The 23,622-nt window shown below is 72.4% G+C and carries 20 protein-coding genes; 17 read left to right on the top strand and 3 right to left on the bottom strand.

The window, feature by feature from the left end; all coding sequences use genetic code 11:
- Window positions 1–268 precede the first annotated feature (268 nt).
- From ACWC97_RS07925 to ACWC97_RS07900, 6 genes are all read left to right on the top strand, one after another.
- The gene (locus ACWC97_RS07925; RefSeq protein ID WP_450648069.1) at window positions 269–526 is read left to right on the top strand and encodes a hypothetical protein; all 258 of its coding nucleotides are present in this window, start codon (window positions 269–271) and stop codon (window positions 524–526) included.
- Window positions 527–769: 243 nt separating this feature from the next.
- Complete coding sequence (locus tag ACWC97_RS07920; protein ID WP_450648067.1) at window positions 770–955, top strand: hypothetical protein; 186 nt, start codon at window positions 770–772, stop codon at window positions 953–955.
- Window positions 956–1,045: 90 nt separating this feature from the next.
- Window positions 1,046–1,627: a hypothetical protein gene (locus tag ACWC97_RS07915; protein ID WP_450648065.1), complete on the top strand. Its 582-nt coding sequence runs from the start codon at window positions 1,046–1,048 to the stop codon at window positions 1,625–1,627.
- Window positions 1,628–1,980: 353 nt separating this feature from the next.
- Window positions 1,981–2,415: an NUDIX hydrolase gene (locus ACWC97_RS07910; protein ID WP_450648063.1), complete on the top strand. Its 435-nt coding sequence runs from the start codon at window positions 1,981–1,983 to the stop codon at window positions 2,413–2,415.
- A gap of 404 nt (window positions 2,416–2,819) precedes the next feature.
- The gene (locus ACWC97_RS07905; RefSeq protein WP_450648061.1) at window positions 2,820–3,575 is read left to right on the top strand and encodes an RNA polymerase sigma factor; all 756 of its coding nucleotides are present in this window, start codon (window positions 2,820–2,822) and stop codon (window positions 3,573–3,575) included.
- Window positions 3,575–4,708 carry a hypothetical protein gene (locus ACWC97_RS07900; protein WP_450648059.1) on the top strand — a complete coding sequence of 378 codons (1,134 nt, stop codon included), beginning with the start codon at window positions 3,575–3,577 and terminating at the stop codon, window positions 4,706–4,708. The genes ACWC97_RS07905 and ACWC97_RS07900 overlap by 1 nt, the downstream gene beginning before the upstream one ends.
- 158 nt (window positions 4,709–4,866) lie before the next feature.
- On the opposite strand, the gene ACWC97_RS07895 is transcribed toward ACWC97_RS07900, so the two are convergent.
- Window positions 4,867–5,787 (bottom strand): L,D-transpeptidase family protein, encoded by a 921-nt coding sequence (locus ACWC97_RS07895; RefSeq protein WP_450648216.1) that lies wholly within the window; start codon window positions 5,785–5,787, stop codon window positions 4,867–4,869.
- A 217-nt stretch (window positions 5,788–6,004) separates the two neighbouring features.
- On the opposite strand from ACWC97_RS07895, the gene ACWC97_RS07890 reads away from it, so the two are divergent.
- The 5 genes from ACWC97_RS07890 (at window position 6,005) to ACWC97_RS07870 (ending at window position 13,460) form a co-directional block, all read left to right on the top strand.
- Complete coding sequence (locus tag ACWC97_RS07890; RefSeq protein ID WP_450648057.1) at window positions 6,005–7,585, top strand: acyl-CoA mutase large subunit family protein; 1,581 nt, start codon at window positions 6,005–6,007, stop codon at window positions 7,583–7,585.
- Window positions 7,586–7,677: 92 nt separating this feature from the next.
- On the top strand, window positions 7,678–8,379 hold the full coding sequence (locus ACWC97_RS07885) for a class I SAM-dependent methyltransferase (protein WP_450648055.1): 702 nt from the start codon (window positions 7,678–7,680) through the stop codon (window positions 8,377–8,379).
- Between the two features lie 110 nt (window positions 8,380–8,489).
- Window positions 8,490–9,149, top strand: coding sequence for a leucine efflux protein LeuE (gene leuE, locus ACWC97_RS07880; protein ID WP_450648053.1), 660 nt, complete (start codon window positions 8,490–8,492; stop codon window positions 9,147–9,149).
- Window positions 9,150–9,594: 445 nt separating this feature from the next.
- Complete coding sequence (locus tag ACWC97_RS07875; RefSeq protein WP_392279142.1) at window positions 9,595–11,112, top strand: hypothetical protein; 1,518 nt, start codon at window positions 9,595–9,597, stop codon at window positions 11,110–11,112.
- Complete coding sequence (locus tag ACWC97_RS07870) at window positions 11,109–13,460, top strand: glycosyltransferase (RefSeq protein WP_450648051.1); 2,352 nt, start codon at window positions 11,109–11,111, stop codon at window positions 13,458–13,460. Before ACWC97_RS07875 ends, ACWC97_RS07870 begins: the two co-directional genes overlap by 4 nt.
- Before the next feature lie 141 nt (window positions 13,461–13,601).
- Here ACWC97_RS07870 and ACWC97_RS07865 read toward each other — a convergent pair whose 3' ends face one another.
- Complete coding sequence (locus ACWC97_RS07865; protein ID WP_352273511.1) at window positions 13,602–14,999, bottom strand: polysialyltransferase family glycosyltransferase; 1,398 nt, start codon at window positions 14,997–14,999, stop codon at window positions 13,602–13,604.
- On the bottom strand, window positions 14,996–15,976 hold the full coding sequence (locus ACWC97_RS07860) for a glycosyltransferase family 2 protein (RefSeq protein ID WP_450648049.1): 981 nt from the start codon (window positions 15,974–15,976) through the stop codon (window positions 14,996–14,998). Before ACWC97_RS07860 ends, ACWC97_RS07865 begins: the two co-directional genes overlap by 4 nt.
- A 208-nt stretch (window positions 15,977–16,184) precedes the next feature.
- Between ACWC97_RS07860 and ACWC97_RS07855 the strand changes: the two genes are divergently transcribed.
- The 6 genes from ACWC97_RS07855 to ACWC97_RS07830 all read left to right on the top strand — a co-directional run bounded on the left by ACWC97_RS07855 (window position 16,185) and on the right by ACWC97_RS07830 (window position 23,300).
- Window positions 16,185–17,525 carry a DUF6716 putative glycosyltransferase gene (locus ACWC97_RS07855; protein ID WP_450648047.1) on the top strand — a complete coding sequence of 447 codons (1,341 nt, stop codon included), beginning with the start codon at window positions 16,185–16,187 and terminating at the stop codon, window positions 17,523–17,525.
- 20 nt (window positions 17,526–17,545) lie between these two features.
- Window positions 17,546–18,781 (top strand): cytidylyltransferase domain-containing protein, encoded by a 1,236-nt coding sequence (locus ACWC97_RS07850; protein WP_450648045.1) that lies wholly within the window; start codon window positions 17,546–17,548, stop codon window positions 18,779–18,781.
- Window positions 18,782–18,831: 50 nt separating this feature from the next.
- Complete coding sequence (locus ACWC97_RS07845) at window positions 18,832–19,764, top strand: N-acetylneuraminate synthase family protein (RefSeq protein ID WP_450648044.1); 933 nt, start codon at window positions 18,832–18,834, stop codon at window positions 19,762–19,764.
- A gap of 11 nt (window positions 19,765–19,775) precedes the next feature.
- A complete protein-coding gene (locus tag ACWC97_RS07840; protein WP_352273506.1) occupies window positions 19,776–20,831 on the top strand; it encodes a hypothetical protein in 1,056 nt (351 codons plus the stop codon).
- A 139-nt stretch (window positions 20,832–20,970) separates the two neighbouring features.
- A complete protein-coding gene (locus tag ACWC97_RS07835) occupies window positions 20,971–21,294 on the top strand; it encodes a hypothetical protein (RefSeq protein ID WP_450648042.1) in 324 nt (107 codons plus the stop codon).
- A gap of 197 nt (window positions 21,295–21,491) precedes the next feature.
- The gene (locus ACWC97_RS07830) at window positions 21,492–23,300 is read left to right on the top strand and encodes a LamG-like jellyroll fold domain-containing protein (protein WP_450648040.1); all 1,809 of its coding nucleotides are present in this window, start codon (window positions 21,492–21,494) and stop codon (window positions 23,298–23,300) included.
- Window positions 23,301–23,622: the final 322 nt, after the last annotated feature.

The raw sequence follows: 23,622 nt of genomic DNA, 5'->3' as shown, positions 1-23,622 counted from the left end.
ACGATCCGGACCGCACGCCCAACACCCCATCCGTCCCATGGAGTTCACTGATTCGCACGTGTACCTGCCAACACTGTCAAGCTTCGATCGCTGATCGTACGGCGACAATGTGCCAACGGCATAGCACCGGTGTTCTGCCGGTCGCCCGCCGGATCCGCCGGTCCGGGAACCTGTCGGCCGACACCACCCGGTGGCTGTCCACGCAGTGACAGGCCCCCGTCCGGACCATCACACTGATGCGATGGGGAGACAGGGGCAGTCGGTGCCCATGACCACGACCGACTCACCGCTGACAGGGCGCGAGATAGCGCTGAGCTGGCTGATCTGGGGGGCCGAGGCCCAGGACCTCACCGGGGCGTACGCCCACCTGGAGGCGATGGCCGCGAGCCAGGAGGCCGACGCCGTCGTCGCGGTGCGGTTCGTCACGGCATCGGACACGTACACGAGGAACGGCCTCTTCACCGGCGAGTCGATCGAGACCCGGACGGTCTACCAGGCGTACGGCACCGCCGTCCGGTACGCCTGACCGGGCCGCGCGGGCCGCGCGGGCCGCTGTGGTGATGCCGGCGCGCGCCGAGTGCCGCTGATCACGGACATACGACAGCGCCCGCTGCTGGACCGGTCAGGGAGTGCGGCGTCGTCTCGTTCTCAGTCATCTGGTAGCGAGTGGCTCGAAGTAGGACCCGTGAGGGTGAAGCCATCCCGAGTCGATCGCGCCATTGTCAGTGGGCCCTGCTTCACTATGGTCATCGAAACCGGGGAGCGACTTATGCCGACTGTGATCCACAAGACGCGCGGTGAGCTCGAGGACCAGCGCGAACGACTGCTGGCAGACGTGCACATGAGCTACGACGAGTTGGCCGAGCGAGCGGCAACGTACAGCCTCAGTCTGCGGGAGCTGGACGTTTGGCACACCATCGAAGGTCTCGACTACCTTCTCGAAGGTGACTGCTGATGAGGCAAAGACCCTTGACGTGTTGGCGGCCGAATTCGCCGACCAGCTGACTACGTTGACGCCAGGGTCTCGCCCATAACGGACGACGAGGTGCTCCAACGCATTCCTGTCACGATCGACGGCGAGCCGCGGCTCAGCCTCATGGTGCGCTACTACTGTTGTTGGGACGGATCCAGCACCTTCATGGCCACGGACCAAGCAGACGTGCACGTCTTCTATGAAGGGGTGCCGGATCCACTGCTGCGTTACGAGTACCTGCGGAGCAGCAAAGAACCGCCGGGCGCGCATCTGCAGGTCCATGCTCACCGCGATGAAATGGCCTATCTGCTGCGCCTGGCCGAACGTGGTCGACCCAAACAGGGAATGAGGAAGAACAAACTGCCGCGCCTGTCCGAGATGCATTTGCCGGTCGGTGGGCATCGAATGCGGCCGTCGCTCGAAGACGTGCTGCTCTTCCTTCAGCGTGAGTTCGCGTTCGACACCGTTGACGGCTGGAAGACCGTGATCGAAGATCATCTGATGAACTGGCGGGTCATGCAGTTGAAGGCCGGCGTCCGGGACGCTCCGGATACAGCCGCACGGGTGCTGCGTGCTTTGGGGTATTCGGTGATCGAGCCCGGAGTCCCAGTAGCGCGACAAGCGCTGGAGGCCGTGAAGTTGTACTGGCCATGACCTGCGCATCGTCAATGTCTCCCGTGCCAATGCCCGCGCCGGATGCCCCGAACTGACCGTCCACGGCGCTGCGCAGGTCGGCCCGATCGGCCTTTCCCGATCCAGGACCAGGAAGCTCGGCCTCCACGGCACCTGGGTGGACACCGTCCTCTCCGGCGCGATGCCGGTCGATGCCGAGAGCGCATGGCCCGCCCACGACCGCGCACGCCCCGAGGACCAGGACGGCCGTTTCAGCGCGTTCCCCGCGGGGGTAACCCGCCGACGTCGCCACCGCGAGCGCGTATCCCGAGCCCGTGAGTCCGGCGGGATCCGGCGGACGTGGTCCACACCCCACCAGCAAGGAGCCCGAACCCATGAAGCAGCGCGTCCGCGCCATCCTCGTCACCCCCGACGACACCACCCTCCTGATGAAGCGCGTCCGCCCCGGACGAGACCCTTACTGGGTTGTCGTCGGGGGCGGCGTCGAGGACACCGATGCCGACCACGAGGCGGCGCTCCTGCGCGAGATCCGTGAGGAGATCGCGGGCGATGCGGAGATCGTGCGCCCGTTCCACCAGTTGGAGAACGCGTCCGGCGAGACCGAGCACTTCTATCTCGCCCGCGTCCGGACGTGGAACTTCGCCGACCGCAGCGGCCCCGAGTTCCAGCGGGACGACCGCGGGGAGTACATCCTCGAAGAGGTCCCCCTCACCACCGAGGCCCTCGCCGGACTGAACCTGTTGCCCGAGGAGATCTCCGTCGCCCTGTGCCGGGCCCTCGACCACGGCGACCTGCTCGCCCCGGCGTAGCCACGGAGTTCCGCCTCATCCCCTCGCAGGCATGGGCGCGCTTCCGCGATGGCCCCTTCAGCCGTTTCGGCGGGGTGGCTGTGCCCACGGCGGGCCCCGTGTTCCGTGGAGCCCCGGCCGCCCACCACGCGTGCGACCGTGGCGTGGGGCGAAATGAAAACGACCGGGGCCGCCACCCCCCACAGGAGAGGCCCCGGTCGTCTTCGCGGGGACGTGGAACGACCCCGTACTCCACTCAGCGCCGCCGTCGCGATTTCTGTCACACCCCACCGGGGGGCGGAATGTTGCGGGTTGTACAAGACGTGGACGCGGGCCCCGCCGAGGACGTAGCGTGCTGAGTCGCGCGGCGTGGCGCGGCAGTGGTGACCAGCTGCGATTCAGGACAGCAGAGCAGGGTTGAGGGAGTGCTGGGGGACGACGCGGAGCTGACCGCCGCGGTGCTCGCGGCGCAGGACGGGGACGAGGACGCCTTCCGTTCTGTGTACCGCGCTGTGCAACCGCGGCTGCTGGGCTACATACGGACGCTGGTGGGGGAGCCGGACGCCGAGGACGTGGCGTCCGAGTCGTGGCTGCAGATCGCCCGGGACCTCGACCGGTTCAGTGGCGACGCCGACCGTTTCCGCGGCTGGGCGGCGCGGATAGCCCGCAACCGCGCGCTGGACCACATACGGATGCGCGGCAGGCGCCCCGCGATCGGCGGCGACGAATCGGAGCTGACCGAGCGGCCCGCCGAGTCCGACACCGCGGGCGAGGCGATGGAGGCCCTGGCCACCGGCCGCACCCTGTCGCTCATCGCCCAGCTGCCCCGGGACCAGGCCGAGGCCGTGGTGCTCCGGGTGGTGGTCGGCCTGGACGCCAAGAGCGCCGCGCGGACGCTGGGCAAGCGCCCCGGCGCGGTGCGCACCGCCGCGCACCGCGGCCTGAAGCGGCTCGCCGAGCTCCTGCGCACGGACGACGACACCACCGGCGACGGCGCGGACACCCGCCACGGCCACGCACACCCGCACCCGCACGTACACCCGCATCCGCACGCGCAGCAGGGCCCGGTGGCCCGGACGGCGGAACTCGACGGGATGCCCGCCCAGCGCCCGGCCCGCAACGGCCTGGTGGCGCCGGCGGGTGTGACGCATTCGCGTCCGTGGACGCAGAAGGACATGTGATGGCCGACGAGCGGTACGAATGGCTTGACAAGGAAACCGCGGAGCGACTGCTCCGGGGTGAGCCGGTCGACCCCGTCGAAGGCCCGTCGGGCAGGGATGCCGAGAAGCTGGCGGCCGCGTTGGAGGCCGCCGCCCGCACCGCCCGCCCCGCCACCACCGAACTGCCCGGCGAGGCCGCCGCGCTGGCCGCCTTCCGCGCGACGCCCCGGGCCGCGCGGGCACGGGGCGCCGCCGACGGCAGGGGCGTCCGGGCCGGGACGCTGGATCCGGTGCGCATCGGGCCCGCCCCGGCCGCCGGGCCCGGGCGGGTGCGCCGGCCGCGCTGGAGCCGTCCGGTCCGGCTCGGGCTGGTCGCCTCGTTCGCGGGGTGCGCGCTCGGCGGGGTGGCCGTGGCGGCGGGGACCGGGATCCTTCCGGTCCCGTTCGGCGGGAGTGCGCAGCCCGCCAGTTCCGTATCGGCCGCGGCGACGCCCGAGGGGCTCGCGCCGGATTCCGCCGGGGAACCGCCCGCGGAGCCGTCCGCCTCCCCGGACACCGGCACCACCACGTCCCCCGCGAGCCCCTCCGCCCCCGGCCACGAGTCCGGCGGGCCGGGCCGGTCGAAGGGCCCGGGCGACGACACCGGCCAGGGCGGGGGGACGGACGACGGCAGCGGCCGTACGCCCGGCTCCGTCGACAGCCACCGGACCGGCCGGCCCGGGGACTCCGGCACCAACGGCTGGTACGCCAAGGCGGTCCAGGCCTGCCGCGACTACCGCGCCGGGAAGCTGGGCGAGCAGCGCAGGCGCCAGCTGGAGGAGCTGGCGAAGGGGGCCGCCAACCTGGGCCGGTTCTGCGACCGGCTCCTGGGGGAGTCCGGGGACGGGCAGGGCGACGACGACAAGGGCGGCGGCAGCGGCAGCGGAAGCAGCGGCGGCGGGAACGGCAACAACGGGAACGGCAACAGCGGGAACGGCAACAACGGCGCCGGCAGCGGCCGGGGCGACGACCAGGGGGACGACGAGGACGGCCGGAACAGCGGCATCGGCTACACCGCCTCGCCCACCCCGCCCGGAACCCCCGGCGACGCCACGGGGTCCGGCTCCCCGGTGCCGTCCGGGGCCGCGGACATCCTGTCGGCCCGCGGGGTGTGACACTTTTCGGCCCCGTGACGCTGAACAGAATGAGCCGACTGGTCATCGGCCGCGCGTGAGCCGGGGTTCCCCCCGTACCTACGGCTCGGCGCACCCGGCGCGGGCGGGACGTATTCCCCCTGTCCCGCCCGCGCCATCTCTCCGCCCGACCGCCGTGGTCACCCGTAGACCACGACCTTGTCCCCGTTCTTCACCTCGTCGAAGAGCGCGGCGATCCTGGCCTTGTCCCGGACGTTGACGCAGCCGTGCGAGGCGCCGGCGTAGCCGCGGGCCGCGAAGTCCGCCGAGTAGTGCACCGCCTGGCCGCCGCTGAAGAACATCGCGTACGGCATCGCCGTGTGGTAGATCGTCGACACATGGTCGCGGGACTTCCAGTAGACGGAGAAGGTCCCCTCGCGGGTCGGCGTGTACTGGGAGCCGAAGCGGACGTCCATCGACGAGACGACGCGGCCGTCGATCATCCAGGAGAGCGTCCGGCTGTTCTTGCTGATGCACAGGACCCGGCCGGTCAGACAGCGCTTGTCCGGCTTGGCGACCGGCCGGGTGGTCGGCGGGTCCAGTTCGGTGGCGGTCGGCACACGGGTCATGCCGAGCAGCTTCTGCCAGGTGAGGGTGTCGGCCCGGCCGGTGCGGACGAGGCCGCGCTTCCCCTGGAAGGAGCGGACCGAGGCGGCGGTGACGGAGCCGTAGTAGCCGGTCGGGTCGCGGTCGAAGTGGCCGATCTGCCGCAGCCGGGCCTGGAGTTCGCGCACCCGCTCGCCTTGGGACCCGTCGGCCATCAGCGTCTCGCCCTGCGGGTCGGGGGTGGGGGACGGCGGCTCCGAGGTCTCCGGCGCCCCGGGGACCTCCGGCGCCTCGGGCGAGGACGTGGCCGGGGTCGGGGCCGGTGGTACGGGCGGCTCGGCGTCCGGCGTCCCGGTGGCGGCGGACCGTTCCGGAGCCGGTGGCGCCGCGTGCGGCTGCCCGACGGCCTGGGCCGTGCAGCCGGCCGTGGCGGCGGCGACGGTGAGCGCGGCGAGGACCGCCAGGGCCCCCGTACGGCCCCGTCCGCCGGAGCCCGCCGTACCCGCCCGTGTCAGGGCCGGTCCCGCGGTGTCCGTGGTGCCCGCGGTGCTCGAAGTGCCGGTGTTGCCCGTGCTGTCGGTGGTGCTGGTGGTGCGGTCCCTCATCTCTCTGCCCCCTGCGTCCGGTGTGTGTCCGGTGTCCCTGGACGGATTCCCGCCCTGCCCGGTCGCCAAAGCCCGCGCATGATGGGAAGGCGGGGATCGGGATCGGCTTCGGCGGGAGGTACGGCGGATGACGCGTGGGACGGAGTCGGGGCTGCCCGTCGAACCGGTCTACGGGCCGGACGCGCTCGACGGCTGGGACCCCGGCGAGAAGCTGGGCGAACCCGGCACCTACCCCTTCACACGCGGCGTCTACCCCACGATGTATACCGGCCGCCCGTGGACGATGCGGCAATACGCCGGATTCGGTACCGCCGCGGAATCCAACGCCCGCTACCGGCAGCTGATCGCCGACGGCACCACCGGCCTCTCCGTCGCCTTCGACCTGCCCACCCAGATGGGCCACGACTCGGACGCGCCGATCGCCTCCGGCGAGGTCGGCAGGGTCGGGGTGGCGATCGACTCGATCGACGACATGCGGATCCTGTTCGACTCCATTCCGCTGGGCCGGGTCTCCACGTCGATGACGATCAACGCCCCGGCCGCGCTCCTGCTGCTCCTCTACCAACTGGTCGCCGAGGAACAGGGCGTACCGGCGGCCGAGCTGACCGGCACCGTCCAGAACGACGTGCTCAAGGAGTACATCGCGCGCGGCACGTACATCTTCCCGCCGGGGCCCTCGCTGCGCCTGGTCGCCGACACCTTCCAGTACTGCCGGACCGAGATCCCGAAGTGGAACACCATCTCGATCTCCGGCTACCACATGGCCGAGGCCGGGGCCACGCCCGCGCAGGAGATCGCGTTCACCCTGGCCAACGCCATCGCGTACGCGCGGACCGCCCTCGCGGCCGGGATGGACGTCGACGACTTCGCGCCCCGGCTCTCCTTCTTCTTCGTCGCCCGTACGACGCTGCTGGAGGAGATCGCCAAGTTCCGCGCGGCCCGCCGGATCTGGGCCCGGGTGATGAAGGAGGAGTTCGGCGCCCGCAACCCCCGGTCGCTGATGCTGCGCTTCCACACCCAGACCGCGGGCGTCCAGCTCACCGCCCAGCAGCCCGAGGTCAATCTGGTGCGGGTCGCCGTCCAGGGACTGGCCGCCGTCCTCGGAGGCACCCAGTCGCTGCACACCAACGCCTTCGACGAGGCGATCGCCCTGCCCACCGAGAAGTCCGCCCGCCTCGCCCTGCGCACCCAGCAGGTCCTCGCGTACGAGACGGACGTCACCGCCACCGTCGACCCGTTCGCCGGTTCCTACGCCGTGGAGCGGATGACCGACGACATCGAGACCGCCATCGTCGAGCTGATGGACCGCGTCGAGGCGATGGGCGGCGCGGTCCGCGCGATCGAGCACGGCTTCCAGAAGGGCGAGATCGAGCGCTCCGCGTACCGGGCGGCCCTGGAGACCGAGAGCGCCGAGCGCGTCGTCGTCGGCGTCAACCGCTTCCGGGCCGACGCGGAGGAGCCCTACGCACCCCTCCGCGTCGACCCCGCGATCGAGGCCCGGCAGACCGCCCGCCTCGCCGAACTGCGCGCCGAACGCGACCAGGACGCGGTCGCCGCCGCCCTGACCCGGCTGCGCACGGCCGCCGGGGGCGGCGACAACGTCCTGTACCCGATGAAGGACGCGCTCGCCGCCCGCGCGACGGTCGGCGAGGTCTGCGACGCGCTGCGCGAGGTGTGGGGCCGGTACGTCCCCGCGGACACCTTCTGAACGGGGAACCGGACCCCTCGGACGAGGGGCGTGCGCGGGCGTGCGGGTCGGATGTCCCGGAGCCGGCCCGCTCCCGGGCCGCGCGCGCCAGGATGGTGCGGGTGACGCCCACCACCGCAGACCTCTGGCACCGCTACGGCCGTGTCCGTGCCGAGCGGGACCGCACGGTGCCGGACACCTTTCAGTGGCTCTGGGGGCAGGACGGGGGGCCCGGCCCCGAGATCCTGGGCGACCTGACGGGCAAGGTCGTCGGCGACCTCGGTGCAGGATCCGCCCGGCACGCCGCCCACCTCGCCGTCCATCGCGCCCCCGCCCGGGTCGATGCCGTCGATGCCTCGCCCGCGCAGTGCGCCATGGCGGACGACCTGTTCGGCCGCCTCGCGCCGCGTCTGCGCATCGTCCGGTCCGACGCGCTGGAGCACGCGCGGACGGCGGCCGACACCTACGACGTGCTGTACAGCGTCTTCGGCGCGCTCGACTTCACCGATCCGTCCGAACTGCTCCCGGCAGCGGCGGCCGCGCTGCGTCCCGGAGGGAGGCTGGTCTTCTCCACGCTGGGCCACTACCTGGGCGGCGCACCCGCGCAACCCGGCGCCGTACCCGCCGACATCCCGGCACGAACCCCGGAGGGGGAGGAGACGACGATGCGCCGCTGGGTGCTCCAGGAGCACGTCTGGACGGAGCTGCTGGCCGCGTCCGGGTTCACCGGGATCGGCGTCGACAGGATGCCGCCGGACGACAGTACGGCTCGCGGCGCGGACACTCTGCTCGTGACCGCTGTCCGGCGTACCTGAGCGGTCGGCGAGGTCGTGGGGCCGGCACGCCGTGCCAGCGGACACCCTCGAAACGGGGAACCGGACCCCTCGCACGAGGGGGCGTGCGCGGGCGTGCGACACTCCGTCCCATGCTGGGTGTCATCGACCTTCCGACCTACCTCGCCGGCCTGGTGCTGATCGTTCTGCTGCCCGGGCCGAACTCGCTGTACGTGCTCTCCGTCGCCGCCCGGCGCGGGGTGCGCACCGGGTACGCGGCGGCCGCCGGGGTGTGGACCGGGGACACCGTGCTGATGACGCTGTCCGCGCTCGGCGCCTCCTCGCTGCTGCGGACGACGCCGGTGCTCTTCGCCGTCGTCAAGTACGCCGGCGCGGCCTACCTCACCTGGCTGGCCATCGGCATGCTGCGCACCGCGCTGACCATGTGGCGCGAGCGGCACCGGCGGGTGGCCGAGCTGTCCGAGGAGGCGGGGGAGGAGACCGCGTCGACGGAGCGGCCCTACCGGCGGGCGCTCGTGGTCAGCCTCGTCAACCCGAAGGCGATCCTCTTCCTGATCTCCTTCTTCATCCAGTTCGTCGACCCCGCGTACGCCTATCCGGCGCTCTCCTTCCTGGTACTGGGCACCCTGCTCCAGATCGCCAGCTTCCTCTACCTCTCCGCGCTGATCTTCGGGGGCACCCGGCTCGCCGCCGCCTTCCGCCGCCGCAAGCGTCTCTCGGCCGGGGCGACCTCGGCGGCCGGGCTGCTCTTCCTCGGGTTCGCGGTGAAGCTTTCGCTCAGCGGCGTGTGACCGGGGCGAACCCGGACCGGGCCGCGCACGGCACCGGCCCCGCGACGCCCCCGCCCGCCCGGCACCGCCGTCCGCACCGCGCACGCGACCCCCGGGGCGCGGGGCACCGGCCCGGCCCGCGCGGACGGGCCGCGACCGATCGTCGCAAGTGCCGGAGCGCGCCGCTCACCGCGTCGACAGGGCCCCGACCTGCGGGGTCGGTGCGCCGTTTTCCTTTCCGACAGGGCGAGTTCATCCGGAGGCCGTTCAGCTTTCCTAGCGTGGCCCGGAACCGATCCAGCGCGCCGCGCATCCGCCCGCCCGGGCCGGATGCGCCCCGGGAGTGTCCGACGCATGCCTGCGGCGTCGCACTCGTTCGCCGGACACCCCCTCGGCGCGCGCCCGGTGACGTGACCGTACGCCCGGACCGCCCCTCCCCCCACGGGCACCAGACGCTTGGAGCGCCATGAGAGAAGCCCGCACCCGCCCGCCACGGCAGCGCGAGGCGGCCGACGCGGAGAGCGTCGCCGTCCGGCACGCCTCCGTCGACCCGACCGATGTGGAGGTGTGTCTGCGCGCCTGTGCCGCGCACAGCACCAAGCTGGTCGCGGGGCTCGACCGCCGGCGCACCGCCCTCGCCGAGGCGCTGCGCCAGCTGCTCGCCACGTACGCCGCCCAGCCCGCCGCCGCACCCGCCCCGGCCGCCGCCTCCGCCCTCGCGCTGATCCGGCGCACCGGAAAACCGGGCAGCGGCTCCGCGGCCCTCCCCGACGCCCTGGTCGACCCGCTGCTCACGGTCGGCAACAAGGCCCTGGACTGCGGTTACGAGGACGAGCTGAAGCTCGCCCTGCGCATCGCCGACACCGTCCTCACCCAGCGCAAGGGCTCCCGGGCCGGCTGGCGGCTGCGGGCCAGGACACTGGAGGCGATGGGCGCGGAGGCCGCCGCCGTCGAGGCGTACGAGCGCTACCTCTCCTTCACCAAGGACGACGGCTTCGGCGTCGCCAACCGGATCGCCGGGATCCGGGCCGGTGGGGAGCGCCAGGACGAGCTGCTGCGCCGCCTGGAACGCGACTGCCCGGCCGCCGCCGAGTACGCCGACCGGCCCGTCACCGAGTCCTGGGCCGAGGGGCTCGCCCGCCACGCCCGGGGCGACCTGGCCGGGGCCGAACCCCGCCTCGTCGGCGCCCTGCTCGCCCAGGAGCGGTCCGGCGCCCCGGTCCAGGAGATCCAGGAGGCCGCCGGCCAGTACCTGGCCCTCGCCCTGGAGACGGCCGGCACGGACCCGGCGGCCCTCGCCCGGATCACCGTGCTCGCCGGCCTCTACGCCGAACAGCGCCGCAACCGGATGCGCGGCCCGGTCCCGGACCCCACCTTCGGCGGCGTCACCTGGACCACCGTCGGTGAGTTCCGCAACCGGATCGCCGGAAAGACGATCTGCCTGATAGCCAACTCCCAGCGCGTCGGAACCAGTTCGATGGGCGAGGAGATCGACGACTACGACCTGGTCGTCCGCTTCAACTCGTACCGGATCGACCCGGCGGCCACCGGGCGGCGCACCGACATCCACGCCACCATCCACAAGCACGGCTTCAACTGGGACCAGAAGGTGCACACCCGGCTGGTCTTCGGCGGACTCGCCAACGACTGGAAGCACTCCCTGCGCAACCGCCTGGTCCCCGGCGCCCAGGAGTACCTGGGCGACGAGTCGCTGCGCTGGCCGCTGCGCGACCTCGGCCGGGTCGGCACCGACGTCTGGCCCGCCATCCCCACCAGCGGCTTCAACATGCTGTGGCTCCTCGACCACCTCGACGTCAGCAGCCGGATCGACCTGATCGGCTTCGACTTCTACGAGAGCGGCGCCTACCGCCTGGCCGACGCGATGAAGATGCCCATCACCTCCGTGCACGAATACACCAGCGAGAAGGCGTGGGTCATGGAACGGGCCCAGGACGTCACCGACATGAGGATCCGACTGCGATGACGACGACCGCCACACCCCCGTCCGCGGCGGCCCTCCCCGCCCCGTCCGCGACCGCCAACCCACTCACCGGCAAGCGCAGGATCGCCTTCGCCAGCTTCGTCGACGAGAACTACCTCCCCGGCTTCCTCGCCCTGCTGCGCAGCCTGGCCCTGTCCAACCCGAACGTCTGCGAGGACTTCCTCGTCCTGCACGACGGACTGCGCCCGGCCTCCGTCGCGCGGATCCGGGCCCTGCACCCGCGCGTCGACTTCCGCCGCGTGGACGCCGACCACTACGACTCCTACGCCAAGGGCGACCAGGACAACTACCTGGTCCGCAAGGCGTACTTCATCCTCGACATCTTCAAGGTCCGCGACTACGACACCGTGATCACCCTGGACACCGACATGGTGGTCCTCGGCGACCTCGGCGAACTGCTGGCCCTGCGCGACGGACTGGCCGCCGTACCGCAGTTCTTCTACGGGCAGCACAAACTCAACAGCGGACTCCTCGTCATCCAGCGGGAGTTCCTGAGCGACGCGTTCTGCGCCCGGATCGACGAGGTCGGCCGGGCCGGCACGTACGAGCTGGACAAGCACGACCAGGGCATCCTCAACGCCGTGCTCGACGGCGACTTCGTCCAGCTCGACTCCCGCTACAACTTCGTCAAGCGGCGACTCTCCGGCGACCTCCCGGTCCCCGAGTCCACCGCGATCCTGCACTTCACCGGGCGCCACAAGCCCTGGCAGGGCGGCGAGGCCGGGTACGGCGAGGCGGAGGCCCGCTGGCGCGACTTCGAACTGTCCGACGCCGACTTCCACGCCGCCTACCTTGAGCTGCCCGGCGCCAAGCACCACGACCTGCTGGTCCACTACGGCACCCCGCACGTGGCCCGCACCGGCTCGGTCGAGGCCGCCCGCAAGGTCGCCGCCGCCCACATCGCGGCCGGCGAGTACCAGGAGGCCGCCGACCTGCTGGGCCGGGTCACCATCCCGGTCGACGAGTCCTGGCCGCACGAGGTCCTCGGCCACGCCCTGATGAGCGTCTCCCGCTACGAGGAGGCCCGCGCCCGGCTGCTGCTCGCCACCGCCGCCCCCAACCGGGCCGCGACCGCCTTCGCCCGGCTCGCCCAGATCTCCTGGATCCACGGCGACGACGAGGAGGCCGCCGCGTACGCCCTGAAGGGCCTCTCCGTCGACCCCACGCACCGGGCCAACCGGCTGATGCACCTGCGTACCGCGGACGCCACCCCGCCCGTGGAGGGCCCCGCCGCCGACCAGCTCGCCCATGTCGCCTTCTACATGGAGCGCCAGGGCAACGCCGGGGACAAGCTGCTGCCCGAGAGCGTCCGGCTGGCCTTCGGCCGGGACACCGGCCCCAGGCGCTGGCACTCCGTCCACGCCCACCGGCTCTTCGACGAGGCCGCCCTGGCGCGGGTCAACCAGCGCCGGGGCCTGGTCATCGGCGGCGGCGGCCTCTTCATCCCGGACACCGCGCCCAACGGCAACAGCGGCTGGCAGTGGAACGTCCCCGGGAAGCTGCTCGACCGGATCGACGTACCGGTCATGGTGTACGCGGTCGGCTTCAACGCCTTCGACGGCCAGGCGTACGGGCACGGCCGCGAGACCTTCCTCGCCAGCCTGCGCACCCTCGTCGAGCGGGCCTCGTTCTTCGGGCTGCGCAACCACGGCTCCATCGAGAAGGTCCGCGCCCTGCTGCCCGCCCGGCTCCACGACAAGGTGCGCTTCCAGCCCTGCCCGACCACGGTCACCCGGCAGTTGGTCGACGGCTGGACCGACCCGGACCGGCGCGAGGACACCGTGCTGGTCAACGCCGCGTACGACCGGGCCGGGCTCCGCTTCGGCCACGACTACGACCACTTCCTGCGCGAGATGGCGACCGCCGTGCGCGGGCTCGGCGAACACGCCGAGGTGAAGTGCGTCGCCCACTCGCTGGACGACGAGCGGATCGCCTTCGACCTGCGGCGCGAGCACGGGATCTCGCTGCCGGTGATCCCGATGTACGACTTCGACAACGACGCGATCCGGGACACCTACGCCCGGACGAAGCTGGTCATCGGGATGCGCGGGCACGCCGGGATGATCCCGTTCGGCTGCGGGACGCCGATCATCAGCCTGATCTCCCACCCGAAGATGGCGTACTTCCTCGCCGACATCGACCGCCCCGAGTGGGGCATCTCCGTCCACGACCGGCACCTCGGCGCCCGCCTCGTGGAGCGCGCCGCCGGACTCCTCGACGACCACACGGCGACCGTCGCCGACGTCCACGCCCGCCAGCGGGAGCTGTGGAAGGTCACCGAGGCCAACGCGGCCGACCTGCGGGTAATCCTCGGCGGCGCCGCCTTCTGACGGCACCGGGAGCGGGGGCGGGGCGGGGCCGGACGTGTGGTGTCCGGCCCCGCCCCGTGCTCCCGTGCGCGAGGAAGCGTGAGGGGTTCGGCCGGACACCCCGTGCCGACCGGAACCCGCTCCCTCGTCCGTCCGGTCCTCTCAGCGGCGCACCACCCGCCGCCGCACCGTGCGGGCCACCCGGCGCACCATCGCGTTGCGGGGGAGGAAGGCGAGCTGGGCCGGGACCGCGCCCGGGAGGGCCAGTGACGTCAGCCGCCGGCGCTTGAAGTACCGCCAGGTCGCGTCCGAGAGGTGGGCGGCCAGATAGCGTTCGGCGGCCGGGCGGAGCTCCGGGTAGATCTTCGGCTGCATCGCGAAACCGACCGCGGTGACCAGCTCGGTCAGCCCGTCCGGGGTGTCGTCCGCCGGTCCGTCGCCCGCCGCCGCCCGCTCGACGGCGTCCCGGTCCGTCACCTCCGGGACCAGCGCGTCCACCAGCGTCACCGGCACCCGGTTGCTGTTCTCGTACGGGGCCAGCCGGTCCAGCAGCAGCTCCGTGCCGACCCGGGCGACCGGCAGCCCGTAGAACGCGGAGGCGGTCAGCAGCGCCGTCGAGAAGCAGCCCACCACCAGCGCGGGCCGCATCCGCAGGTACAGCACCTCGGCCAGGACCGGCGCGGGCAGCACCTCCTCGTCCAGGACCGTCAGTTCGGCGCCGAGCCGCCCCGCCTCCTCGCGGAGCGCGTCCGACCACCGCGCCGGGGCCGTCGGGTGCGGCTTGAAGACCAGCCGGGTGTGGCCGAGTGCGACCGCGCCGCGCATCATCCGCAGGTGCAGTCCCTCCTCCTCGGCCGCGCTGATCAGCCCCAGCGCCGAGAGGTACTGGCCGAGCAGGAGCGCGGGCCCCGGCCCGTCCGGCAGCCCGCTCCCGGTGCCGTACCCGGCCCCCGGGGCGTCCGCCAGCTCGGCGAGCACCTTCCGGAACGCCTCTGTCGGCACGACCTGCGGCGCCACCCCGAACTCGGTGAGCAGCAGCGGCCGCAGCCCCGGCACCAGGTCCAGATGGAGCAGCCGGCGCACCCGGGTGCCGATCAGCGGATCGAGCTTGTTGCGGGTGGGGCCGTAGCTCATCAGCCCGTCCGCGTACACGTCGATCGGGGCGCCGGTGAAGATCTGCGCGACCGCCTGCGCCGGGTTGACCTGGATCGACTCCACCGCCAGCTCGACCCGGTCCTCACCCAGTCCCCAGGCGAGGCGCAGATGGCGCTCCCACAGCGGTACGTCGTCGGGGCGCGGCTCCCAGCCGCCCGGGTGGAACGGGGCGATCGTGGTGTTCCACGACACCACGTCGTCGAAGCGGCCGCGCAGCGCGTCGAAGCCCGGCATCGTGTCGAGGGCGGGGGTCGTCTCCGGCACGGCGGCGTTGTTCGCGACGAGCAGGATGCGGCGGTCGGCGTCCGGGAAGCAGCCCGCGTCGAGCGCCGCGGCCAGGGTGGCGGTGCCGTAGAGCGTGGAGGCGAGGAAGATCCGGGTGGTACGGGACCGGGAGGCGTTCACGCGGCCGTCACCCCCTTGCCGGCCGGGCGGCGCCGCAGCCGGCGCAGCAGGGTGGCGCGTTCCACGTCCATCGAGTCGAGGGCCTCGTCGAGCACCTGCTGCGGCATGCGCCTCAGCGCCGCGCCGCTCATCGATTTCAGCGTGCGGGCCACGTCGGGTTCGAACCTTTCGATCGAGTTCACATGGTGGAAAATGATCGCGCAATAGGTGCGGACCGCTTTCGGGAGAAGCGATTTCGCGTCACGGTCCTCGGCGGTTTCCCGGATGACCTGGTCGAATGAGCGGATGAAATCCAACTGGCGTACGTCGCCGATCTGCGTGAGCGAAGAGGCGACACCCCGCCGGTAGAAGATCCCGAGAAGTCCGAGGACCGCGAAGGAATCCGCCTCGCGGTGCAGCCGCCAGATCCACGGACGGTCCTCCGCGGTGCGCAGCCCGTCCGTGAAATGCAGCAGCCCGCGGTCCAGCAGGCGCCGGTGGTACAGCCCGGCCCAGGCGTACGGGTAGTCGACCGAGGTGGTCCGTGCGGCGGGCAGGATCGCCTCCCTCGGGTCCATCACCTCGTCGCGCCGGCCGTGCGGGACCCGGTGCACGGTACGGGCGCGGGACTCGACCTGGACATGGTCCGTCCGTACGAAGTCGCACCCCAACTCCTCTGTTCGGGCGAGGAGTTCGGCGTAGTAGCCGGGGGCGGTCCAGTCGTCGCCGTCCAGGAACGCGAGGTACTCTCCGCGCGCCGCGTCCAGACCGGTGTTGCGGGCGGTGGCCAGCCCGCCGTTGTGCTCGTGTCTGCGGATGACCACCCCCTCGATCTCGTCCTCGGCGCGGCGCAGGACGTCCGCGGTCCCGTCGGTCGAACAGTCGTCGACCAGGATGAATTCGAAGTCCTCGCGGGCATTCGCCCGCAGACTTCGCAAAGTGTCGGGGGCGTATGCCCGCACGTTGTAGAACGGCACGATGACCGAGAGCTTAACCACCCCGCCACGCTAGGAGCGGGCCCGTCATTTGCCCTGACCCCGGGAAGGACGACGGGTGAACGACGAATGTCGGAATGATGAACCGGGCCGGAGCGGGGGGATCGGTGTCCTCTTTGTGAGGGCGATTCGCCGAGCGTCGTCGGGCTGTTAACCAGCTGTTGCCGTGACGTTGGGCCGCGAATCGAAATGGCTTCCTAGCGTCTGGGACGTGCCCCCACGTACCGAAAAGACGACCGCCCTCCGGGTAGCCGTGCTCGCCGACTCCGACACCCGGTGGAAATGGGGCGCGCTCACCGCGCGCCGCCTCACCGCGGGCGATCCGGCGCGACGCGTCGAGATCACCGGACTGCTGCTGCGCGGCCGGGCCACCCCGACCCCGCGCCAGCTCGCCGAGGTCGGCGACGTCGGCATCGAGACCGCCCGGGTGCGCGAGGTGACGGCCGTCGAGTTCCTGCACACCGTGCGGGACGAGGGGTACGACGTCGTCGTCCTGGCCCTCGTCGGCGGCGGCGTCCAGGCGATGCTGCACGGCCTCGCCGCCCTGCGGCTGGAGTCCCGGCCGGCCGTCGTCACCGGCTACGTCGGCGTCGTCTACGAGAAGCTCGCCGACGGGCTGCTGCTGCGGCACGGCGCGGACATCGTCCTGGCCAACTCCCGCCACGACGCGAACCGCTTCCGTGCCGTGTACGAGGGGGTCGGCGCCGACGCCTCGGCCGTCACCGAAGCCGCCCTGCCCTTCCTCGGCGGCGCCCCGCACACCCCCCGGCCCGGCCGCGACACCGTCGTCTTCGCCGCCCAGCCCTCCGTGCCGGCCTCCCGCGCGGACCGCACGTACCTGCTGCGCAGGCTCGTCGAGCACGCCAGGCTGCACCCGAACCGCGAGGTCCTGCTCAAGCTGCGCTCCAAGCCCGGCGAGCACACCACGCACATCGAGGAACTCCCGTACCAGCGGCTCGCCGAGAAGCTGCCCGGCGGCCTCCCGCCCAACTTCCGCCTGGTCTACGGGCACATGGGCGAGGTCCTGGACCGTACCGACCTCCTGGTCACCGTCTCATCGACCGCCGCGCTGGAGTCCCTGCACCGGCGGATCCCGACCGCGATCCTCACCGACCTCGGCGTCCGCGAGGCCCTGGGCAACCACCACTTCGTCGGCTCCGGCCTGCTCACCTCCTGGGACCACCTCGACGGCGGCCTGCGCCCCGAACCCGACCCCGACTGGCTCGCCGGCCAGGGCGTCGCCGCCGACGGCACGTACGCCACCGCCTACGACCACGCCCGCGCCCGCGTCGACGCCCTGCTCGCCGCCGGACCGCTGCCCGCCCTCGCGCCCTACTACACGCCCGCCACCGCCCCCGGCTACCTCCCCGGCATCCTCGCCCGCCACCACCTCGCCCCCGACGGACACCCGCTGCCGGGCGCCGGACGGCCGCGCGAGACCGGGCGGGTCCGCGGCGCGGTCCGCGAGGCGGTCCGGGACGCGGCACGCGGCGCCTACCGGCAGGGCGTCCAGCGGGTCGCCCCGGTGATCCGACGGATGGGCGAGCTGTGAACACCACCTCAGGAGCAGAGATGACCCCGACCCCCACCGTGCTCGCCGTGATCCCCGCCCGCGGCGGATCCAAGGGCGTACCGGCCAAGAACCTCGCCCAGGTCGGCGGCGTACCGCTGGTCGCCCGCGCGGTGCGCGCCTGCCTCGCCTCCCACGAGGTCACCGACGTCGTCGTCACCACCGACGACGCGGCCATCGCCGACGCCGCCCGCGCCGCCGGGGACGCGTCCGCCACCCCCGCCCGGCTGCACGTCGTCCAGCGCCCCGCCGCCATCGCCGGGGACAGGGCCAGCAGCGAGGACGCGGTGCTCCACGCACTCGACGCGTACGAGGCCGACGGCGACCGCCGGGCCGACGTGGTGCTGCTCGTCCAGTGCACCAGCCCCTTCCTCCGGCCCGACGACATCGACGGGGTGGCCGCCGCGGTCGCCCGGGACGGCGCCGACACCGCCGTCACCGTCGCCCCCTTCCACGGCTTCCTCTGGCGCGACGGCAACGCGATCGAGGAGGGCAACTACGGCGTCAACCACGACAAGTCCGTACGGCAGATGCGCCAGGACCGCCCCGTGGACCTCCTGGAGACCGGCGCCGCGTACGCCATGGACGTCCAGGGCTTCCGCACCCACCGCCACCGCTTCTTCGGCCACACCGCCCTGGTCCGCACCGACGCCGCCCGGGTCCTGGAGATCGACGACCCGCACGACCTCGACCGCGCCCGCGCCCTGGCCCCGCTGCTCGACCCGGCCCCGCTGCCCACCCTCGACGACGTCGACGCGGTCGTCCTCGACTTCGACGGCACCCAGACCGACGACCGGGTGTTCATCGACTCCGACGGCCGCGAGACCGTCGCCGTCCACCGGGGCGACGGCCTCGGCATCGCCGCCCTGCGCAAGGCCGGCCTGCCGCTGCTGATCCTCTCCACCGAGCAGAACCCGGTCGTCGCCGCCCGCGCCCACAAACTCCGCGTCCCGGTCCTGCACGGCATCGACCGCAAGGACCTGGCACTCAAGCAGTGGTGCGACGAACACTCCGTCGCGCCCGAACGTGTCCTCTACGTGGGCAACGACGTCAACGACCTGCCCTGCTTCGCGCTGGCCGGCTGGCCCGTCGCGGTCGCCGGGGCCCACGACGCGGTCCGGGCGGCCGCCCGCGCCGTCACGACCACCCCCGGCGGCTTCGGCGCCATCCGCGAGATCGCGGCCTGGCTGCTCGGCCCCACCCTCACGACCACCACGACCGCCAAGTCCCCCGAGTGACCCGGGACTCCCGCACCCGGCACACCGTCCCAGCTAAGGAAGCACATCTCATGAGCACCTCCCGTCTGCGCACCTTCGGTACCCGCACCGCCGGCCCCGGCCACCGCGTCTACATCACCGGTGAGATCGGCATCAACCACAACGGCGACCTCAGCAACGCCCTCGCCCTGATCGACATCGCCGCCGAAGCCGGCTGCGACGCCGTCAAGTTCCAGAAGCGCACCCCGGAGATCTGCACCCCGCGCGACCAGTGGGACATCGAGCGCGACACCCCCTGGGGCCGGATGACGTACATCGACTACCGCCACCGCGTCGAGTTCGGCGAGGAGGAGTACCGCGCCATCTCCGAGCACTGCGCCGAGCGCGGCATCGACTGGTTCGCCTCCCCGTGGGACACCGAGGCCGTCGCCTTCCTGGAGAAGTTCGACGTCCCCGCCCACAAGGTCGCCTCCGCCTCGCTCACCGACGACGAACTGCTGCGCGCCCTGCGCGCCACCGGCCGCACGATCATCCTCTCCACCGGCATGTCCACCCCGAAGCAGATCCGCCACGCGGTCGAGGTGCTCGGCTCGGACAACATCCTGCTCTGCCACGCCACGTCGACGTACCCGGCCAAGGCCGAGGAACTGAACCTGCGGGTCATCAACACCCTCCAGCAGGAGTACCCCAACGTCCCGATCGGCTACAGCGGTCACGAGACCGGCCTCCAGACCACCCTCGCCGCCGTCGCCCTCGGCGCCACCTTCGTCGAGCGCCACATCACCCTCGACCGCGCCATGTGGGGCTCCGACCAGGCCGCCTCCGTCGAGCCGCAGGGTCTGACCCGCCTGGTCCGCGACATCCGCACCATCGAGCAGTCGCTCGGCGACGGCGTCAAGAAGGTGTACGAGTCCGAGCTCGGCCCGATGAAGAAGCTCCGCCGGGTCACCGGCGTCGTCGCCGAGAGCGAGGCGGCCCCGGCCGCCGAGCCGGTCGCGGTCTGACGGGCCGACCGGTGAACCTCGCCCTCGTCGAGAGCCCGGTCCAGCTCCTGAACGTCCTGGAGTGGGCCTACGCAGAGGGAGGCGACGACCGGGTCCTCACCGACATCACGGTCGTCGTCCTCCCCCCGGTCGACCCGATGTCGCGCGGCCAGCTGCGCCGGATGGCGGAGCTGGCCCGCGACGAGGGCATCACCGTCCGCTGGCAGGAGGCGCGCGGCGGAGCGGGCGCCCCTCTGAAGAGCCTGCGCGACCTGTCCGGACTCGTCCGCCGGGCCCGGCACGTCGTGATCGGCGACCCGTTCTCCCGGTACGTGCAACTGCTGCTCACCCTGGTCCGGGCCCGCCACCTCACCGTGGTCGACGACGGCACCGCCACCATGGAGTTCGTCGCCCAGCTCGCCCGCGGCGAACGCCTGGTGCGCTGGCACCGCAAGGGCAGCAAGGGCCCGCGCGAACTGGTCCTGGCCCCGGTCACCGCCCGTGCCCGCAGCCGGTTCACCCCGTCCGCCGACCGTACGGTCGAGGTCTTCACGGCCATGCCGGTCGAGGCCCCGCCCGGCGTGACCGTCACCTCCAACACCTTCGCCTGGACCCGGGCCCGCTTCGGCCCGCCCCGGCTGACCAGGGGCGCCGACCTGGTGGGCACCTCGCTGGTCGAGACGGGCGTCGTCGACCAGGACCGCTACCTGGAGGCGGTGGGCGCCCTGGCCCGCACCCACCAGGCCACCCGCTACTTCGCCCACCGCCGCGAATCCACCGACAAGCTCCACGCCCTGGAGGCCGCCACCGGACTGGAGATCGTCCGCCCCGACCTCCCCCTGGAACTCATCGCCCGCCGCGGCCCCATCGGCCGCACGGTCCTCAGCTTCCCCTCCACCGTCGTCCACACCCTCCCCCTGGCCCTCGCCGGAACCGAGGTGAAGGTCGCCGTCTGCGACATCGCCCCCGAATGGCTCCGCGACACCGCCTCCCCGCGCGCCCACGGCTTCCTCTCCGGCGTCACCGAGACCGCCCGCGACGTCCAGCGCCTGGCCCCGTGGCGCGCCACGGCGGTGACCGAGGCGTAACCCACACCCCGCACCCCACACCCCCGGCCCGCCCACCCACCGGAACACCGGGGGTGGGCCCGGTCGTATCTTCGGGGCAGCACCAACGGGCGCCGCCGCACCGCGCCGCCGCACCCGTCGCCGCCGCAAGGGGAGTTCCGTGATCGTCGCCTTCCTCATCTCCGCCGTCATAGCCGTGGGCTTCGTCGGCTACCTGGCCACCCTCTTCAAGCGCGACCACGACATCCGGTGGCACGGCCGGGACGTCCGGGCTCTGGTGGAGGACATCCGCCACATCGGCACCAACGACGCCGGAAGCTTCGAGATCGCCTACCGCCTCTCCTGGCAGGAGGACGGTGAGAAGAAGACGGTGGAAGGCCGCGACACCATCCCGGCCCGCCGCTTCCCCCTGCTCCGGCCGGGTCACGAGACCGCCATCAGATACCTGGACGACCGGAAGATCATGTTCGTTTTCGACGCATAGGCGGATCCACCGGATCCACTCCCGTTCAGCAGCACATGACGGACATGTCCTTGACAAGATCATGAGGGCGTTGTTGCATGCGGCTCTGTTGTGCGCTGTCGGGAATCGGCGAATTGGAGTGGAGTGGTGTGGTGCGTGTGCTCGTGAACAGACCTGACGGACAAGGGCGTGGGCGTGGCCGAAGACCCCTGGTGGCCGTGACGCTGACGACCGTGCTGGCCATGGGGGCGGTGCTCCCGGCCCTGTCCGAGGGGGTCGCGCGGGCCGCCTCGGCGCCCGCCGGGAGCGGCGCCGCCGAAGTCTTCGACGCGCCGACGGTCAGCTCGGCCGAGTACCCCGACGACGGCAACTGGCACCAGGGCGTCGGCGACTACGGAAGCTTCACCTTCGCCTCGTCGTCCTCCGACGTGGTCCGTTACACCTACCGGTTCGAGGGCGACGGCGGCTGGTCCACGGTCGACGCCGCAGCGCCGGGCGGCTCCGCGACGGTGGCGTTCATGCCGACGTCCGCGAGCGCCTGGTCCGTGGAGGTGAAGGCCGTCGACGCGGACGGAAACCTCCTGGGAGCGCGCACGACCTACCACTTCCTCGTCTCCGACGGCCGGGCACCCGTCGGCGGCTGGACCCTCGGCGACGCCAAGGGCTCCGGCTCGGCGGCCGGTTCGGGCACCTCGCCCGCCGCCGTACCGGGGACGGGCGTCACCTTCGGCGCCCGGCCCGGACCGCTCGGCGGGACCGACACGTACGCGACCCTCGACGGCACCGCGGACGCCTACCTGGACGCGGGGCGGCGCATCGTCGACACGGACGCCGGGTTCTCGGTCGGCGCGTGGGTCAACCTCCCCGAAGAACCGACGCGGGACCAGACCGTGGTCAGCCAGGACGGTACGGACCGGCCCGGCTTCGAGCTGGGATACGACGCGGCCGCCCGGGGCTGGACGTTCCGCATCCCGTCCGGCGACCAGGGCTCCACCGGTGAGTGGAAGGTCACCGGCGGCAAGGTGGTCCCCGGCGTCTGGACGCGCCTCACCGGCACCTACGACGGCGTCACCGGCGAGATGCGGCTGTACGTGAACGGCACGGCGGTCCCGGCCACCGCGAAGCGGCCGGACCCGTGGAACGCCACCGGGAACCTGCAGATCGGCCGCAGGATCTCACCGGACGGCTACACGGCCCACCTCAAGGGCGGCATCGCCGACGTCCAGGTCCACGACCGGGTCGTGCCCGGGGCCGAGAACGCCGAAACGGGCGGCCTCCAGCCCCGGCAGCTCGCCTACTGGGACGTGGACTCCGCGCCCGGCGGCGTCGCCCCGGAAATGTACGGCGGAACCGGGCTCACGCTCGGCGGCGGAGCTTCCATCTATACACCGGAACCAGGCAGTTGCAGCCCGGAGGCCGATCCGGAGTGCAACGAGGTGCCTGCCCCGGACCCGATGTGGGGCGACGGACACCTGGTCCTCAACGGCACCGACGCCTACGCCACCCGCGCGGCCGGGTTGCTCGACAAGCGGGACGGCTTCACCCTGACCGCGCGGGCCCGGCTCGCCTCGCGCTCGCCCGCCGGGGACCAGACGGTCATGTCGCTGTCCGGCGCCCGGAACAGCGCGGTCGCTGTGGGCTACTCGGCCGCCGCCGGCCGTTGGACCCTCACGGTCACCGACGCGGACTCGGCCACCGCCACACGCACCACCGTGAAGGCGAACGGTTTCCTGCCCAGCACCGGCACCACGGGAGACCATCTGGCCCTCGTGTACTCGGCCGCCTTCGGCGACGTGGTGCTCTACGTCAACGGCGTCGAGAGCGCCCGCCTGCCCTGGGACAACACCTGGGACCTCAGCACCACCGCACTCCAGGTCGGCCGCACGCTGAACGGCGACACCTCCAGCGACCTCCTCGCGGGCACCGTCGATGAACTGCGCGTCTTCCGAGGCGCGTTGGACGAGCGGCTCGTGAACCTCGTCAGGGGTCTCCCGGACGGCACGAGCATCGAGTCGACCCTGCCCTGACGATCGGTCCGGCTGGTCCGCAGCCACAGCCCGGCCGGTCGACACGGGTACCCCCTCCTGCCGAAGCCCCGCCCGGTACGCACCGGGCGGGGCTTCGGCGCTGGCGGGGTCAGGCCAACTTCGTTCCAGGTGAGCGCCGTTGGCCTCCGCCGCCCAGTCCGCAGACCGGGCAGCGGTTCATGGCGCCGTCCTTCCCGTGAGGCGTGAGCAGCATCCGGCGGCCCACCCTCCGTACCGGTCAGGGCTGTTTGGCCGTGCACCTGCCAGTGTTCCACATCACATACCGCATGCCCCGTTTTGTCGAGATGGGATAGATCATCCC

It is taken from the genome of Streptomyces sp. NPDC001108 (assembly GCF_053598535.1).
The sequence above is the reverse complement of the archived record's forward strand: the minus strand, read 5'-3'. Positions and strand labels throughout refer to the sequence as shown.

What these genes read in the sequence shown, in the direction of transcription:
- ACWC97_RS07870 (WP_450648051.1), top strand. Translation starts at nt 11,109, where the DNA reads ATGACGACGACCGCCACACCCCCGTCCGCGGCGGCCCTCCCCGCCCCG.
- ACWC97_RS07920 (WP_450648067.1), top strand. Translation starts at nt 770, where the DNA reads ATGCCGACTGTGATCCACAAGACGCGCGGTGAGCTCGAGGACCAGCGC.
- ACWC97_RS07900 (WP_450648059.1), top strand. Translation starts at nt 3,575, where the DNA reads ATGGCCGACGAGCGGTACGAATGGCTTGACAAGGAAACCGCGGAGCGA.
- ACWC97_RS07925 (WP_450648069.1), top strand. Translation starts at nt 269, where the DNA reads ATGACCACGACCGACTCACCGCTGACAGGGCGCGAGATAGCGCTGAGC.
- leuE (WP_450648053.1), top strand. Translation starts at nt 8,490, where the DNA reads ATGCTGGGTGTCATCGACCTTCCGACCTACCTCGCCGGCCTGGTGCTG.
- ACWC97_RS07850 (WP_450648045.1), top strand. Translation starts at nt 17,546, where the DNA reads ATGACCCCGACCCCCACCGTGCTCGCCGTGATCCCCGCCCGCGGCGGA.
- ACWC97_RS07885 (WP_450648055.1), top strand. Translation starts at nt 7,678, where the DNA reads ATGGTGCGGGTGACGCCCACCACCGCAGACCTCTGGCACCGCTACGGC.
- ACWC97_RS07910 (WP_450648063.1), top strand. Translation starts at nt 1,981, where the DNA reads ATGAAGCAGCGCGTCCGCGCCATCCTCGTCACCCCCGACGACACCACC.
- ACWC97_RS07845 (WP_450648044.1), top strand. Translation starts at nt 18,832, where the DNA reads ATGAGCACCTCCCGTCTGCGCACCTTCGGTACCCGCACCGCCGGCCCC.
- ACWC97_RS07890 (WP_450648057.1), top strand. Translation starts at nt 6,005, where the DNA reads ATGACGCGTGGGACGGAGTCGGGGCTGCCCGTCGAACCGGTCTACGGG.
- ACWC97_RS07875 (WP_392279142.1), top strand. Translation starts at nt 9,595, where the DNA reads ATGAGAGAAGCCCGCACCCGCCCGCCACGGCAGCGCGAGGCGGCCGAC.